This is a genomic window from Allobosea sp. MMO-172 (assembly GCF_037147855.1).
GTDB lineage: Bacteria > Pseudomonadota > Alphaproteobacteria > Rhizobiales > Beijerinckiaceae > Allobosea.
In genome coordinates, this window is the sequence record NZ_JBBCUM010000006.1 from 179,222 (window position 1) to 193,749 (window position 14,528).

The window sequence follows — 14,528 nt, forward strand, 5'->3', positions numbered from 1 at the left end:
TCAGGCCGATCGACACGGAGATTCGCGTGACCACAACCGCTTCGCCGCCGATCCGCCGGGCGATCGTGCTGGCGGCCGGCCTCGGGCAGCGCATGCGCCCGATCACCGACACGCTGCCCAAGCCGCTGGTCAAGATCGGCGGCAAGGCGATGCTCGACCATGCGCTCGAACGGCTGGCAGAGGCCGGCGTCGAGGAGGCGGTCGTCAATGTCCATCACCTCGCCGAGCAGGTCGAGGCGCATCTGGCCGGCCGCGTTCGCCCCCGCATCGTGATCTCGGACGAGCGTGACGAACTGTTCGAAACCGGCGGCGGCGCCAAGAAGGCCCTGCCGCTGCTCGGCGACGGGCCCTTCTTCAGCGTCAATTCGGATTCGCTCTGGAGCGAGTGGGGCGTCTCCAATTTCGGCGCGATGGCCGCGGCCTGGGACGGCGAGAGCATGGACATGCTGCTGCTGCTGGCGGAGCGCGAGAGCAGCGTCGGCTTCAACGGTCCCGGCGATTTCTTCCGCGACGAGGCCGGACGCCTGACGCGCCGGGGAACGGCGCCGACCGCGCCTTACGTCTATGCCGGCATCGGGATCGTGACGCCGGAATTCTTCGCGGATACCCCGGCATCCTTCTCGTTCAACTTGCTCTACGACCGGGCCATCGCGCGCGGACGCCTTTCCGGCCATGTCCTCCAGGGTCGCTGGCTGCATGTCGACCGGCCGGAGGCGATCGCGCCGGCCGAGGCCGCCTTCGCCGCCGCCCAGCCGGTCGATGCCTGAGCTCAACCTGTTCAGCATCCCGGCCGGGGCGCCCTTCCTGGAGGTGCTGGCGCAGGCGATGCTGGGTGGCCGGCTCGGGCCGGTCCACGACCCCGCCGATCCCGCCGCGATGGCGCGGACGACGCTCTACCTGCCGACACGCCGCGCCGCCCGCGCCTTCGCCGCGATCCTCGCCGGAAAGCTTGGCGGGAAGCCGCTGCTCCTGCCGCGCATCGTCCCGCTCGGCGATGTCGACGAGGCCGAGACGGCGCTGATCGGTGCCGGTGCCTGGGCGGAAGGGCGCCTGGCGCCGATCGCGCCGCTCGAACGCCGCATGCTGCTGACGCGCCTCGTCGATGCCTGGGGTCGCACCGCCAATCGCAACCATCTCCGGCTCGATCCGTCCGAGCCCGCCCTCGTGCCGGCGACGCTGGCGGAGGCCTATGGGCTGGCCGGTGATCTCGCTGCCCTGCTCGACCAGATGCAGACCGAAGGTGTTTCGGTCGAGCGACTGGCCTCGCTCGATGCCGCGCGCTTCGACCGTGTCTGGCAGCTCAATGCCGGCTTCCTCGCCATTCTCGGCGAGGCCTGGCCCGAAATCCTGCATGAGCGCGGCGCCTGCGACCCCGCCGCCTTCCGCAACCGCATGCTCGCGGCCGAGCGCGACAGGCTCATCGCTGGCGGCGCGGCTGGGCCTATCATCGCCGCCGGCTCGACCGGTACGGTCCCTGCGACCGCGCGCCTGCTTGCCGCCATCGCCCGCCTGCCGAATGGCGCGGTGGTCCTGCCTGGCATCGATCTTGGTCTGGAGCAACGCGCCTGGGATGCGATCGCGAGGGAGCCCGCGCCCTCGCATCCGCAAGCGGCCCTGCACCATCTCATGGACACGCTCGAAGCCGTCCGCGATGACGTGCGCGAGCTGTCGCAGCCGGATGCCGCGCGCGGTGCGCGGGCCGCGCTGCTGCGCGAGGCGATGCTGCCGGCTTCGGTTACCGAGCTCTGGTCAGATATCGGCGCTCGGGTGCCGGACGCGACGGCGGCCGCGGGCTTCGAGGGCCTGCGCGTCGTCGAGGCCGCCGACGAGCGCGAGGAGGCTCTGATCGTCGCGATCGCCCTGCGCGAGACACTGGAACGACCCGGCGCCCATGCGGCCCTGGTCACGCCGGATCGCGGCCTCGCCGAGCGCGTCGCCGTCGAGCTCAAGCGCTGGGGCGTCGAGGTCGATGATTCCGCCGGCTTGCCGCTCGGGCGCTGGCCTGCGGGCTCGCTGCTGCGCCTCATCCTCGAAGCGGTGCTGGGGGACATGGCGCCGGTCGCACTCGTGCCCTTGCTTGCGCACCCGCTTTGCCGTCTGGGGCTTGGCCGGGATGCGCTGGTGCAGGGCGCTGCCGCGCTCGATATCGGGACATGGCGCGGCGAAGCCGTGGGGCGCGGGATGCCGGGCCTGGAAGCCGCACTCGCGAACTGGGAGGCGATCAGCGAGAGCGGGCACGTTCCGCGGCCGCGCAAGCGCTTGGCCGCTCAGGATCAGGCCGCCGCGGCCAAGGTGCTGCGGGCGCTCGGCACGGCAAGCACTACCTTGCGCGAGGCTTTCGCGGCCGAGACGCCGTCACTGGCTGCGGTGGTCACGGCCGCCCATGCGGCGGTCACAGCCTTCAGCCTGAACGAGGCCGGCACGCCGCTCGCCTTCGTCGGGCCGGATGGCGAGGCCCTCTCGGGGCTTTTCGACGATCTTGCCGGTGTCGAGGCCGTCATGCCGCCGAATGGAACGGCGCGCGACTTCGTCGCCATCCTCGACGGGCTTCTGGCGGAAACCGTGGTCAAGCGCGCGACATCGGGCTATCCGCGCGTCGCGATCTGGGGCCTGCTCGAAGCGCGCTTGCTCGAGGCCGACCATGTCGTGCTCGGCGGCCTGAACGAGACCGTCTGGCCGCCGCAGACCACGACCGATTCCTTCATCAACCGGCCGATGCGGGCCGAGCTCGGTCTGTCCCCGCCCGAGCGGCGCGTCGGCCAGACTGCGCATGATTTCGTCATGGCGGCGCTGGCGCCGCAGGTGACGCTGACGCGCCCGCGCAAGGCCGGCGAGTCCGAAACCATCGCTTCGCGCTTCTGGCAGCGCCTGCAGGCGGTGACGCCGCAACCGGTCTGGGCGAAAGCCGTGGAGGACGGTGCGAAGCTGCGGGCCTTGGCCGGCGTGCTCAGCGCTCCTGCCGATGCGAAACCGATCGGCCGCCCGGCACCGTACCCGCCGCGCGATCTCCAGCCGCTGTCGCTCAGCGTCACCGAGGTCGAGACGCTCTATCGCGACCCCTACCAGATCCATGCCCGCAAGATCCTGAAGCTCGACGCGCTCGACGAGTTGGTGGCGGACCCGACTGCGCAGGATCGCGGCAAGCTCCTGCACGGCATCGTCGAGGAATTCACCACGACCTATCCCGAAGGGCTGCCGGCCGATGCGCTCGGGCAGCTGATCGGGATCGGAGCCCGGCTCTTCCGCGCCTATGACGACGTACCGGAGGTCAAGGCCTTCTGGTGGCCGCGCTTCCTGCTGACGGCCGGTCATTTCATCCGCTGGGAGGAAAGCCGGCGCGCCGATATCGGCCGTATCGGTGTCGAACTCTTCACGGCCGCGAGTTTCCCGCTCGCCGATGGCAGCGAATTCCGCCTGAGCGGCAAGGCCGACCGGATCGAGCTGACGCGCACGCCCTCGCTGCGCATCGTCGATTTCAAGACCGGTGCGCCGCCCTCCAAGAAGCAGGTCGAGAAGGGCTTTGCTCCGCAATTGACGCTGGAAGCCGATCTGGCGGCGCGGGCCGGCTTCAAGGGGCTCTCCGGGCCCTTGCCGGTCGACGACGTGCTCTACGTCAAGCTTCATCACGATCCGAAGGGCTGGGGAACGAGCGTGCCGCTCAAGTTCGGCGACGAGACATTGGCCGATGTTGCCGCGCGCCATCTCGAACGCCTGCTCGAGTATCTCGCAGTCCTGCGCTCCGGCCGCGAGCCCTTCGTCTCGCGCCGCGCGCCCGACTATATCCGTTACGCCAGCCCTTACGATCACTTGGCCCGCGTCAAGGAATGGTCGGCCGCGCCCGGTGGGGACGAGGGAGGCGAAGCATGAAGCCGGGCTGGATCGTCCCGCCGCTGACCAACCAGCGCCAGGCGCAGGCCGCCGATCCCGGACTCTCCGCCTGGGTTTCGGCCAATGCCGGCTCGGGCAAGACCCATGTGCTGGTCAACCGCGTGCTCAGGCTGCTGCTCGACGATGTCGCGCCCGGCCGGATGCTCTGCATCACCTATACCAAGGCGGCCGCCGCCAACATGGCGAACCGCATCTTCAAGGCATTGAGCGCCTGGGCGACGCTCTCCGACGAGGCGCTTGCCAAAGCACTGGCGAACCTGACGGGCCGCGCGCCGACGATGGCCGAGCGCGCCAAGGCGCGCCGCCTCTTCGCGCAGGCATTGGAGACGCCGGGCGGCCTGCGCATCGAGACGATCCACGCCTTCTGCACCCGCGTGCTGCAGGCGGCGCCCTTCGAGGCCAATGTGTCGCCGCGCTTCGAGGTCGCTGACGACCTGGCCCAGGCCGAGATGCTGCGCGCCGCACGTTGCGAACTGCTCGCCCTCGTCGCGGCCGAGCCGAACGGGCCGGAAGCGCGCGCGCTCGACCTGCTCGCGCGGCTCGCGGCGCAGGATTCGTTCGAGACCATGTTCCAGGAGGCGCTGCGCCAGCGCGCCCTGTTCAGCGACGAAAACGGCCGGGCTCGCGACGCGGGCGCGGTGAAGGCTGGCATCGCCGCCTTCCTCGGCATCGCGCCTGACCTCTCGGCCGATACGGTCAGAGCCCGCTTCCGCGCCGATCTGGCCGCGCTACCGGGATTGCACGCCCTGATCGAGGCGCTTCGGGCCGGCAGTGCCACACGCCAGAATTTCGCGGCAAACCTGCGCACCCTGCTGGCCGGGCAGGATGACGGCGACCCTGTCGGCTTCTGCCGGCGCGGCTTCATCACGGCCGAGGGCACGGTCAACGCCAATATCCGCGGCAAGGGCAAATCCGAATTCGACGGCGCCTTGCTGTCGGCACTGGAGGACCTCGCCGCCTGCCTGCTGGGTGCGGCCGAGCGGTTGAATGCCGTCGCCATCCGCGATCGTAGCGCGGCGCTCGCCCTGCTGGTGACGCGCATGCTCGCCTCCTACCAGCGCCAGAAGAGCCTGCGCTCGCTGCTCGATTACGACGACCTGATCGCGCGCACGCGCTCGCTGCTGGAGCGGGTCGAGGCCGCCTGGGTGCTCTACAAGCTCGATGCCGGCATCGACCACATCCTGCTCGACGAGGCGCAGGACACCGGCGAGGCGCAATGGGCGATCCTGCGCAAGCTGGCGGAAGAATTCACCAGCGGCGGCGATCTCCGGGCCAAGCCACGCACCATCTTCGTCGTCGGCGACGAGAAGCAGTCGATCTACGGCTTTCAGGGGGCTGCGCCTTCCGCCTTCGGCGAGGAGCGCCGGGCGCTCGGCAATCGCATCCGGGCGGCGGAGCGGGATTTTGAGGCGATCAGCCTCAACACCTCCTTCCGCTCGGCGCCGGACATCATGCAGGCGGTCGATGCCGTCTTCGCCCTGCCGGATCATGCGCGCGGCCTCGTCTTCGACGGCGCGGCGCGGCCGGAAACCCACGACACCGTCCGTCGCAACGCGCCCGGCACCGTGGATATCTGGCCGCTCGCCGCCAACGACACCGGCGAACCGCCCGATGCCTGGACCACGCCGGTCGATGCGCCCGAGCGGCGCAGCGGCACGGTGAAGCTTGCCGAGCGCATCGCGCGGACCTTGCAGCGCTGGCATCGCGACCGCCGCGACGATCTCGGCCATCCCTTCGCGGCGGGCGACGTCATGATCCTGCTGCGCCAGCGCGGCGCGCTGTTCGAGGCAATCGTCAAGGCGTTGAAGGATGCCGGCGTGCCCGTCGCGGGCCGGGATCGATTGACGCTGGCCGAGCACCCGGCGGTGGAGGACCTCGTCGTACTCGGGCGGGCCCTGCTCCTGCCCGATGACGACCTGACGCTCGCGACCGCGTTGAAAACGCCCCTGATCGATCTCGACGATGACGATCTCCTGCGTCTCGCGCCGAACCGCAAGGGTTCGGTGCGCGACGCCCTGCGGGAGGCTGCGGCCGGCGAGCCGCGCTATGCCGCCGCTGAGGCGAAGCTCGCGCGCTGGACGCGTGAGGCCGGGCGGCACGGACCTTTCCGCTTCTTCGCCGATCTGCTCGGGCCGGGCGGCGGGCGCAATCTCGCGCTGGCCCGGCTCGGCGCCGAAGCGGGCGATGCGCTCGACGCCTTCCTCAATGCCGCGCTCGACCATGAGCGCCGCTACGGCCCCTCGCTCGCCGGTTTCCTCCAGCATGTCGCGGGCAGCGCCGCCGATGTGAAACGCGATCTCTCGGCCAGCGCCGGCGAGGTTCGCGTCATGACCGTGCACGGCTCGAAGGGACTTGAGGCGAAGATCGTCATCCTCGCCGATCTCGGCGTCGAGCCGGGCGCGCGTCGCCTGCCGAAGATTCTGGCGGTGCCGATGCCGGCAGGCGATCTCGTGCCGCTCTGGCCGCCGGCCTCCGCCGAAGATGTCCAGGCAACCGAGGCCGCCAAGGCCGTGGTCGTCGGGCAGATGGTCGAGGAGCATCATCGCCTGCTCTATGTCGCGATGACTCGCGCCGAGGATCGCCTGATCGTCTGCGGCGCCCAGCCGAAGGGCGAGGCCCCGCCCGGCAGCTGGTACGCCATGATCGAGCAGGGGCTGATGCAGTCGGAGGCCGGCCTGAAGCTGATCGGCGAAGGCGACGACGCCACGCAGCGTTTCATGGTCTCGGTGCCGGTGGCTGTGGAGGAGCAGGCCGGCCGGCTGGAGGGCGAGCCTGTGCCCTTCGCAATCCCTGATTGGTTGGGCACCCGGGTCGCCCGCGAGGCCGAACCCTTGCCGCCGCTGAAACCGTCGAGCGCATTGACCGCCGCCGATGGCGAGGAGCGGCCGGGCGACGGTCCTTTCCTCGCCGAAGCGGCGGCGGCTGGCCGGTTGGCGCATCTCCTGCTGCAAGTCTTGCCGGGTGTCCCCGAGGCGCGCAGGCTGGCGACGGCGGAAGCTTTGGCGGAAGCGCGCGGGGGAGCCCTGCGGCCCGAGCGGCGCGCAACCATCGTCGCTGACGCCCTGCAATTGCTGGCGGCGCCCGCCCTGGCCGGGCTGTTCGCCGCTGACGCCCTCGCGGAGGTGCCTGTCGCGGGGGCGATCCGCATGCCGGATGGCGAGGCGCGTGCCGTCTCCGGGCGGATCGATCGGCTGGCCGTGACGGCGGAGAGCGTCGTCGTCGCCGATTTCAAGACCACGGCCCGGCCTCCGCGCGAGGTCGACGCGATCCCTGCCACGACGGTCGCCCAGCTCGCCGCCTATGCCGCGCTGATGCGGGAGATCTATCCGGGCCGGCAGGTGCGGGCGCTGGCGATCTACACGGCGAGCCTGACCTGTTTCGAGCTGGAGCCGAGCCGGCTCGCCGCGGCGCTCGCCGCGCTGGCGGCCAATGAGAGTGCCGGCATCGCCGCGGGAGCGCCCACGCCATGAGATTCGTGCCGCATTCCCTGTCGCTGCGCCCGCGCCTGCTGATCGCCCTCGCCGCCGGGGCAGTGCTGACCCTGCTGTTGCCGGGCGACTGGCGCTGGGCGACGCGGCTGCTGGTGGCCTGGGACGCCGGCGCTGTCCTCTATCTCGGCCTGCTGGCGACGACGATGTTCACCGAGACGGTCGACGAGATCCGGGCGCGGGCGGAGCAACAGGACGAGGGCGCCGTCGCCATTCTCGTGATCTCCTGCCTCGCCGCGAGCGCGAGCCTTGCCGCCATCGTCGTCCAGCTCAGCGGCATCGCCGCGCTGCCGGCCGATCAGCACGGCATCCATCTCGCGCTCGGCGGCGTCACGATCCTGTGTTCCTGGACGCTGCTGCACGCCTTCTTCACGCTGCACTATGCCGGCATCTACTATCGCGGCGGCAAGGCCGAGCCCTGCCTCGACTTTCCTGGCAAGGCCGAACCGGACTATGTCGATTTCCTGTATTTCTCCTACACGATCGGCTGTACCTCGCAGACCTCCGATATCGGCGTGACCACCCGCCAGGCGCGCGGCATCGTGCTGGCGCATTCGATCCTGACCTTCATCTTCAACACCTCGATCCTGGCGATGGCGATCAATGTCGGTGCCAGCCTGGTCTCGGGCGGGTCGTGACGCGCCGGTTTCACCTCTGCCCTGCGGTGCACGCGCCTTGACCCGGGGGGCCGGCGTTCATAGCTTCGCTGGCGAAGGGTGGCATTGCCTCCCATTGAAACCGAAAGGCGGCCAGTCATGGCAACGAGCAAGGTAACCGATCAGAGCTTCGAGGCCGACGTCCTGAAGTCGTCCGAGCCGGTCGTGGTTGATTTCTGGGCGGAATGGTGCGGCCCCTGCCGCATGATCGGCCCGGCGCTCGAGGAAATCGCGACCGAGCTCAACGGCAAGGTCAAGATCGTCAAGATGAACGTCGACGAGAATCAGCAGATCCCGGCCCAGTTCGGCATCCGCTCGATCCCGACGCTGATGCTCTTCAAGGACGGCAAGCTCGCCTCGCAGAAGGTCGGCGCGGCCCCCAAGAGCGATCTCTCGCGCTGGATCTCCGCGGCGGTCTGATTCGCTCAGGCCCGGATATGAAAAAGGCCCGCTTCCGACGAGGAAGCGGGCCTTTCTTGTTTGATCACCGTCGAACGTCAGTTCTTGCGGGAATCCAGCGCGAAGGCGCCGGGGCCGGCGGTCGCGATGTAGAGGAAGATGAAGCAGAACAGCATCGCAGCCTCACCGCCGTTCAGCAGCGGGTAGAAGCCCTTCGAGCCATGGGCCATCCAGTAGGCCACGGCCATCAGGCCGGAGAGGACGAAGGCGGCCGGGCGGGTGAAGAAGCCGACGAGAACGAGGGCGCCGCCGACGATCTCCAGCACGCCGGCAGTCCAGGGCAGGCTCATGGCGGAGGGCATGCCCCAGGACGGAGCGGCCGGGAAGCCGAACAGCTTCTGGGTGCCGTGCGAGATGAAGCTCAGCGCGGCGAAGATGCGAAGCAGGCCGAGAGCATAGGGCTGGAAGCGCGACAGAAACTGCATGCGGTGGTCCTTGGTTGCGGATAGCTGCGTATGGTCCAGCTTCGGGTTCTAGGCGAGCCCTCTGATTTTGCGCAATATCCCGGTTGATGACGTTTGCGTTTGCGTGTTTGCAAGTTCGATCACGTTTGCGCGACGGCTGTGATCGTCCTGCCGCATTGCACGCTTTACGAACCCTTAAAAGCGCCATGTTTGAATCCTGTGTGACCTGACCGCATCGCGAGGCGGCTTGGCGGCCGAAAACGGGGCAGGATGAACGACCGGATTGCACGAGGCGAGCGGCGCGAGCCCTCCTTTGGTTATGAGCGTGACGCGCGTCACGTGGACGGTGACATGCGCCTTTCTCCAGACGACCGCCCGACCCGTTTCCGCAACGCCCCGGCGCAGCCGGAGCCGAGCCGGCAGCTCCGCAACCCGCCCAAGCGCGACAAGCGCGGCGGTGGTGGAGGCGGCGGCGGCAAGCGCCGCGGCCGGCGTGGCCGCCGCTCGTTCCTGGGCGGCCTGTTCTACTGGACGATGGTGCTGGGCCTCTGGTGCGCCATCGGCGTTGGTGGCCTCGTCGCCTATCACGCCTCGCAATTGCCGCCGATCGACCAGCTCACCGTGCCGAAGCGGCCGCCGAATATCGCGATCCTGGCCGCCGACGGCTCGCTGCTCGCCAATCGCGGCGAGACCGGCGGGCGCACCGTCACCATCGGCGAGATCCCGCCCTATCTGCCGCGCGCCTTCGTCGCGATCGAGGACAAGCGCTTCTACGAGCATTTCGGCATCGACCCGATCGGCATCACCCGTGCGCTCGTCACCAATCTGCGCGGGCGCGGCGTGGCGCAGGGCGGCTCGACCCTGACCCAGCAGCTCGCCAAGAACCTCTTCCTGACGCAGGATCGCACGGCCGCCCGCAAGATCCAGGAGGCGATCCTGGCGCTCTGGCTGGAGCGCACCTACACCAAGGACCAGATCCTCGAGCTCTATCTCAATCGCGTCTATTTCGGCTCCGGCGCCTATGGCGTCGAGGCGGCCGCGCAGCGCTATTTCAACAAGTCGGCGCGCTCGGTGACGATCGCGGAGGCCGCGATGCTGGCCGGCCTCGTCCAGGCGCCGTCGCGTCTGGCGCCCAACCGCAATCCTGATCTGGCCGAGAAGCGCGCCCAGCTCGTCGTCGCCGCGATGGCCGATCAGGGCTTCATCACGCAGGCGGCGGCCAAGACCGCTCTGACCGCGCCGGCCGAGGTGCCGGAGCGCGTCGGGGCGGGCTCCGTGAACTATGCCGCCGATTACGTCATGGACGTGCTCGACGATTTCATCGGCGCCGTCGAAGGCGATGTCACCGTCCTGACCTCGATCGACTCGAAGCTGCAGGCCTCGGCTGAGGCGACGCTGGTCGATGCTTTGTCCGCGCAGGGCGCCAAGCTGAACGCGTCGCAGGGCGCGGTCGTCTCGCTCGCGCCCGACGGCGCGATCCGCGCGCTGATCGGCGGCCGGGACTACACCAAAAGCCAGTTCAACCGTGCCACGGCGGCACGCCGCCAGCCGGGCTCCTCGTTCAAGCCCTTCGTCTACCTGACCGCGCTCGAGAAGGGCATGACGCCCGACACCATCCGCGACGACGCCCCGGTCTCGATCAAGGGCTGGGAGCCGGAGAACTATTCGCGCAACTATCGCGGCCCGGTGACGCTGGCGACGGCGATGCAGCATTCGCTCAACACGGTCGCCGCCCGGCTGATCCAGGAGGTGACGCCCAAGGAGGTCATCCGCACGGCCCAGCGCCTCGGCATCACCTCGGCCCTGCAGCCGAACCTGTCGCTCGCGCTCGGCACCTCGGAGGTGACGCCGCTGGAGATGACGGCGGCCTATGCGACGTTCGCCAATGGCGGCCAGTCGGTGCTGCCCTATGTCATCCGCGAGGTGCGCCAGACCAACGGCAAGGTCGTCTATGCCCGCAAGGCCGCGAATCTCGGCCCGGTGATCCAGCCGCAGAACCTCGCCATGATCAACACCATGTTCAACGGTGTGATGAACGGCGGCACCGGCAGCAAGTTCAACATCCCGGGCTGGCAGGTCGGCGGCAAGTCCGGCACGACGCAGGATTACGGCGACGCCTGGTTCGTCGGCTTCACCGCCAAGCTCGTCACCGCCGTCTGGGTCGGCAATGACGACAATTCGAAGATGAAGCGCGTTACCGGCGCCGGCCTGCCCGGCGAAATCTGGGGCAAGTACATGAAGGCGGCCCATGCCGGAGCGCAGCCCCTTCCGCTGCCGGGCGGCCTCTGGCAGGGCGCTCCGAAGGCGATCGGCGATGGTGCGCCGGTGGCGGATGCCCGTCAGCCCGAGGCGCCGCCGCCGACCAGCGATCGCGCCTGGGTGCCCCCGCGGCCGCAGGAGAAGAACTTCTTCGAGCGGCTCTTCGGCGGCTGAGGCTTAGCTCTTCGCCGACCGGATGTCCCGCGTCGTGCGGAACAGGACGAGGGCGGTCACGCCCAGCGCCGACATCACCAGCGGCAGGGGCAGCGCGGCGTTCTTGAGCAGGTGTCCGACGAGCAGCCCGACGCAGGCCGAGAGCAGCATCTGGCAGAGCCCGTTGAAGGAGGAGGCCGCGCCGGCCCGGTCCGGGAAGGGCATCATCGCCGAGGCCTGGGCCTGCGGCATGGTCAGCCCGACGCCGCAGGCATAGAGCGCCATCGGCACGACGACCCCGGCCGCTCCGCCGAAGCCGGTGAGCACGCCGACCAGCATCGCGAGCCCGCCGCCGGCCAGGCAGGCGACGCCGATGGCGATGACCCCGTCCATGCCGCGCCGTCCGACCAGTCGCTGGGCGATGATCGTGCCGGCGATGTAGCCGAGCACGCCGAAGCCGAAGGAGAAGCCGTATTCGATGGGCGAGAGTCCGTAGACGCCGATCAGCACGAAGGACGAGCCGGAGATGAAGGCGAAGAGCCCGGCATAGGCCAGCGCCGTCAGCGCGACATAGACGCGGAAGGCGCGGTTGTGCAGCAGCGTGCCGAAACCCTTGAAGATACTGACGAGGGACAACGGCTGCGGCGAACGCGCCCGCAGCGTCTCCGGCATCACGGTGATGATGACGACGGCGAGCGCCAGCCCGAAGGCGAGCGAGGCGAGGAAGGTCGAGCGCCAGCCGAAGGCGACCTGAAGCACGCCGCCGATCACCGGCGCGATCGCCGGGACCAGCCCCATGATCATGCCCATGCGGGCGAGTTCGCGCCCGGCGCGCACCCCATCATAGAGGTCGCGCACCATGGCCCGGCCGAGCACGATCGGCCCGGAGGCGCCGAGCGCCTGGAAGGCCCGTGCCAGGGTCAGCGCGCCGATCGAGGGCGCGAAGGCGCAGGCCAGCGTCGCGATTCCGAACAGGGCGAGCCCTGCGAGCAGGACGGGCTTGCGTCCCAGCCGGTCCGAGAGCGGCCCCCAGAATATCTGCCCGGCCGCGAAGCCGAACAGGAAGGAGGAGAGCGTCGCCTGCGCGCCGGCGACATCGGTCTGCATCACCCGCGCGATCTCGGGCAGGGAGGGCAGGTAGAAATCGGTTGAGAGGGGCCCGAGCGCCGTCAGCATGGCGAGGACGGCGGTCATCGCCAGCGTGTCGGGACGAAGCGTCATGCAGGGCCTCCGGCGCGACTGGAACGCGTCGCACTGCCGGGCCCTGCTACGACGTCAGCTGGTCATCCGGCAATGGCCGGTGCCGCCGGCCGGTCCTGCGTTTCGCCGTGATAGGCGGTGGCTTGCATCGAGGGGCGTGACGAGAACGCCTCGTACCAGCGCGCCAGCTTCGGCCGTCCAGACCGGAAATCCGGCAGGTTGCGGAATTCCAGCCAGGCGAGCGCCGTGGCCAGCCCGATATGGCCGATATGGACGGGCTCGTCGAAGCTCTCGCCGCGCTCCAGCACGTCGAAGCTCTCGACGAGCTTGGCCGCCTGCCCCTCCTGGAGCGGCGGGTAGCGCAGATGCTCCGGCCGGCGCAGCGTCTCCCAGCGCAAGGCGATGCCGGCATCGCAGAGCCCTTGCGCGATGGCGTGCAGGCGCAGCGCCTGCCAGCGCGCCTTGCCCTCGGCCGGTATCAAACGGCGCCCGCCATGCAATCCGTCGAGATAGTCGCAGATCACCAGCGAGTCGAAGATCGCGCCGGCTTCCGGCGTGATCAGCACCGGCACCTTGCCGAGCGGATTGACCGCGAAGACTTCCGGGTTGCGGTTGGTTGGGCTCGTTTCCTGATCGACGATGTCGAGGCGATCGGCGATCCCGGCCTCATGCGCGAAGACGATGGTCTTGCGCGCATAGGGCGAATGGCTCTGCGAATGGAGCGTCAGCCGCTCGCTGGACGGCGCGCTCACGCGACCTCCTCCGGCTTGAGGCCGACGAGCTCGGCATAGCGCGCCGGGTCGGTCGCGCCCTCGGTATTGACGAGGAAGACGCGCGATTGGCCGTCGAGCTTCAGCGCCGCACGCGCCTGCGGATCACGCAAGGCAGCCAGCAATCCGGCAAGCCCCGCCGATCCGCTCTCGCCGGCGACGATGGCGGGGTCGCCGGGAGCCGGCCGGGCGAGACGATTCATCGCCTCCACCGCATCGGAATCCTCGGCGGTCATGAAGGCATCGGCCGCGCGGTAGAGCACGCGCAGCGCCAAGGGCGAAGGATCGTAGCATTCGAGCATCGCCATGACGGTCGGTGCGCCATGGGGGATCTTGCCGGGCTTGCCGCTTTTGGCCGCCTCGAAGATGCAGGCCGCGCGCGACGGCTCGACCACCGTGAAGAACGGCCGCCTGTCGCCGAAGCTTGTCTGCATCTGTGCGGCGAGCGCGGCGGCGATGCCGCCGACGCCGGCCTGCACGAAGACATGCGTCGGCGGCTCCGCGATCTGCGCCAGCCCCTCGCGGGCGATGGCGGTGTAGCCCTGCATCACCAGCCCGGGGATGCGCTCGTAGCCTTCCCAGGAGGTGTCGGAGACGATGGTCCAGCCGCGCTCGGTCGCGACGCGGGCCGCCTCGACCACGGAATCGTCATAGGTGCCGTCGACCCGCTTCATCTCGGCGCCGAAGCGGGCGATGGCCGCGACGCGCTCGTCACTGACGCCGCCATGCACGAAGATCACCGCCTTGGCGCCGAGCAATTGCGCGCCCTGCGCCACCGAGCGGCCATGGTTGCCGTCGGTCGCGCAGGCGAAGGTCATGCCGGCGGCGGCCTCCCGGACGGCGGGATCGTTCATGTCGGCGTCGCCGAGCTTTCTGCCGAGCGTCTCGGAAGCCGCCTCCAGCGCCAGCCGGATCACCGCATAGGCCCCGCCGAGCGCCTTGAAGCTGCCGAGCCCGAGGCGCTGGCCCTCGTCCTTGATGGAGAGCGCACCGATGCCGAGCGCGACGGCCAGCGCCGGCAGGCTATGGAGCGGCGTCGGCACATGGTTCGGCCGCTCGGCCAGATGGGCTGCGATCGCGCCCGCCCCGGCCGGCCCGAGCGTCGCGATATCCTCCGGATGCAGGGCGGAGCGATAATCCGGGTGATGGTTGAGCAGGAACATGGCGGCCTCGTCTGGCTGGATGGCTCGAATGGATATTGCATCGAAGGCGAAAAAGGCGCTGGATTTGGCTGCGCCCGTTGCAAGTTTC

At 69.6% G+C, this 14,528-nt stretch carries 10 protein-coding genes; 6 read left to right on the top strand and 4 right to left on the bottom strand.

Annotated elements, in window-relative coordinates; all coding sequences use genetic code 11:
- The first annotated feature begins 26 nt into the window (after window positions 1–26).
- From WFK61_RS11585 to trxA, 5 genes are all read left to right on the top strand, one after another.
- Complete coding sequence (locus WFK61_RS11585; RefSeq protein ID WP_336811746.1) at window positions 27–767, top strand: nucleotidyltransferase family protein; 741 nt, start codon at window positions 27–29, stop codon at window positions 765–767.
- Entirely contained in the window at window positions 760–3,867 is a 3,108-nt protein-coding gene (gene addB, locus WFK61_RS11590) for a double-strand break repair protein AddB (RefSeq protein ID WP_336811748.1), read from the top strand. Before WFK61_RS11585 ends, addB begins: the two co-directional genes overlap by 8 nt.
- Window positions 3,864–7,358 carry a double-strand break repair helicase AddA gene (gene addA / locus WFK61_RS11595; RefSeq protein WP_336811750.1) on the top strand — a complete coding sequence of 1,165 codons (3,495 nt, stop codon included), beginning with the start codon at window positions 3,864–3,866 and terminating at the stop codon, window positions 7,356–7,358. The genes addB and addA overlap by 4 nt, the downstream gene beginning before the upstream one ends.
- Window positions 7,355–8,014, top strand: coding sequence for a DUF1345 domain-containing protein (locus WFK61_RS11600; protein ID WP_336811751.1), 660 nt, complete (start codon window positions 7,355–7,357; stop codon window positions 8,012–8,014). The genes addA and WFK61_RS11600 overlap by 4 nt, the downstream gene beginning before the upstream one ends.
- A gap of 117 nt (window positions 8,015–8,131) precedes the next feature.
- Window positions 8,132–8,452: a thioredoxin gene (gene trxA / locus WFK61_RS11605; RefSeq protein WP_038366779.1), complete on the top strand. Its 321-nt coding sequence runs from the start codon at window positions 8,132–8,134 to the stop codon at window positions 8,450–8,452.
- 77 nt (window positions 8,453–8,529) lie between these two features.
- Here trxA and WFK61_RS11610 read toward each other — a convergent pair whose 3' ends face one another.
- Window positions 8,530–8,916 carry a DoxX family protein gene (locus tag WFK61_RS11610; RefSeq protein WP_336811758.1) on the bottom strand — a complete coding sequence of 129 codons (387 nt, stop codon included), beginning with the start codon at window positions 8,914–8,916 and terminating at the stop codon, window positions 8,530–8,532.
- Between the two features lie 249 nt (window positions 8,917–9,165).
- Here WFK61_RS11610 and WFK61_RS11615 point away from each other — a divergent pair, with 249 nt between their 5' ends.
- Window positions 9,166–11,328 carry a transglycosylase domain-containing protein gene (locus WFK61_RS11615; RefSeq protein ID WP_442896291.1) on the top strand — a complete coding sequence of 721 codons (2,163 nt, stop codon included), beginning with the start codon at window positions 9,166–9,168 and terminating at the stop codon, window positions 11,326–11,328.
- A gap of 3 nt (window positions 11,329–11,331) precedes the next feature.
- Here WFK61_RS11615 and WFK61_RS11620 read toward each other — a convergent pair whose 3' ends face one another.
- The 3 genes from WFK61_RS11620 to WFK61_RS11630 all read right to left on the bottom strand — a co-directional run bounded on the left by WFK61_RS11620 (window position 11,332) and on the right by WFK61_RS11630 (window position 14,440).
- Window positions 11,332–12,528 (bottom strand): multidrug effflux MFS transporter, encoded by a 1,197-nt coding sequence (locus WFK61_RS11620; RefSeq protein ID WP_336811762.1) that lies wholly within the window; start codon window positions 12,526–12,528, stop codon window positions 11,332–11,334.
- Window positions 12,529–12,590: 62 nt separating this feature from the next.
- Window positions 12,591–13,235, bottom strand: coding sequence for a glutathione S-transferase family protein (locus WFK61_RS11625; protein WP_336811904.1), 645 nt, complete (start codon window positions 13,233–13,235; stop codon window positions 12,591–12,593).
- Window positions 13,236–13,255: 20 nt separating this feature from the next.
- Window positions 13,256–14,440 (bottom strand): diaminopropionate ammonia-lyase, encoded by a 1,185-nt coding sequence (locus WFK61_RS11630; RefSeq protein WP_336811764.1) that lies wholly within the window; start codon window positions 14,438–14,440, stop codon window positions 13,256–13,258.
- Window positions 14,441–14,528: the final 88 nt, after the last annotated feature.